Origin of the sequence: Flavobacterium sp. XGLA_31 (genome assembly GCF_051547105.1) — a bacterium.
GTDB lineage: Bacteria > Bacteroidota > Bacteroidia > Flavobacteriales > Flavobacteriaceae > Flavobacterium.
The window spans coordinates 1-1,169 of the sequence record NZ_JBPTTM010000020.1 but is presented as its reverse complement, the minus strand read 5'-3'; the positions used below and the strand labels follow the sequence as shown (position 1 = coordinate 1,169).

The window sequence follows — 1,169 nt, the reverse complement described above, 5'->3', positions numbered from 1 at the left end:
ACACTTGTCGGAGTTACCGGAGCATCCGTATAATACGTCACGGTATAACCGCTGCCTAAGCCCTGATTGATCATGGTATTTCGAACCGTTAAATCAAATGTCGTAAACTGATTGTTGGGCTGATTGTCATCATCACACAAACTCAACGGTGTTGGCGTGGTCAGTAAAAGCGGTTTGTTGATAATCAATTGGAAAGAGCCCAAGTTGTAACAACCCGTAGTGTTATCCTCTACTCTTACCCAGATGATATCTCCGTTGTGGCCATAGTAGTTTGTGGTTTGGATTATCGGAAGCAGACCTGCCTCGGCCAGTGCTTTGGTTGTATAATACTCTATGGTGTAGTTACTCGCTCCCAAAGGCTGTTGCGCCAATATCATGGCTGTGTTTTGGGTAAGATTTACCATAGTGTATCCGTCCTGGGTGTTGTTGTCATAATCACACACCTCTATATTCGGTACATTCACCGGAGCTATAGGGCTCGGATTAATAATCAACACGATAGGCATCACACTCCAGCATCCTGTTAATTGGTCTGTCAATCGAACATACAAGGTTTGGGTAAACGGATGGATGTTGCAGTAGCTTGTCGGATTCGGGATGGTAGTGCCTCCGAGTTGAGCATCGGTCAGTGTTTCATGGAAGCTGATGTTATAAGCTGCTCCTCCTACAATACCTGTGGAGAGCGTGGTCAAATCAATATTGCAGGCAATACCGTTCTGATCCCCGTCACAAATCGTAAATGGTTGGGTCGGTGGCGTAGGAGTCGGTAGCGGTTCTACCCGGATATCCATAGTGGAAATCGAGTAACAGCCTGTTTGATTGTTGGTGATTCTGATTCCCAAGGTCTGAACATACATCGGTACATTGATGTACATCAAATTGTTGATGGCATTCTGATTGTTCTGTGCCTCGGTCAAACTCGGATAGAAGGTAACCGTCATTCCCGTTTGATTGAGCAAAATAGCACTCACTCGGCTGCCCAAATCAAAGGTCTCATGACCTATACTGCTTTGGTCATAATCACACAGTGAATATTGAGGATAGTTCGGCTGGGTGATATTCGGTAGCGGGTCCACCACTAATTTTAATTCCACTATATCATAACAACCCGTGGCGATAGTCTCCACACGCACATACAACGTCTGACCAAAACCTCCCGCAGGTTGGTT

At 45.6% G+C, this 1,169-nt stretch carries 1 pseudogene; it reads right to left on the bottom strand.

The annotated features are described in order from the left end of the window. Positions 1 to 1,169 (bottom strand): annotated as a pseudogene (locus tag ACSVH6_RS13570) (adhesin); the annotation flags it as partial.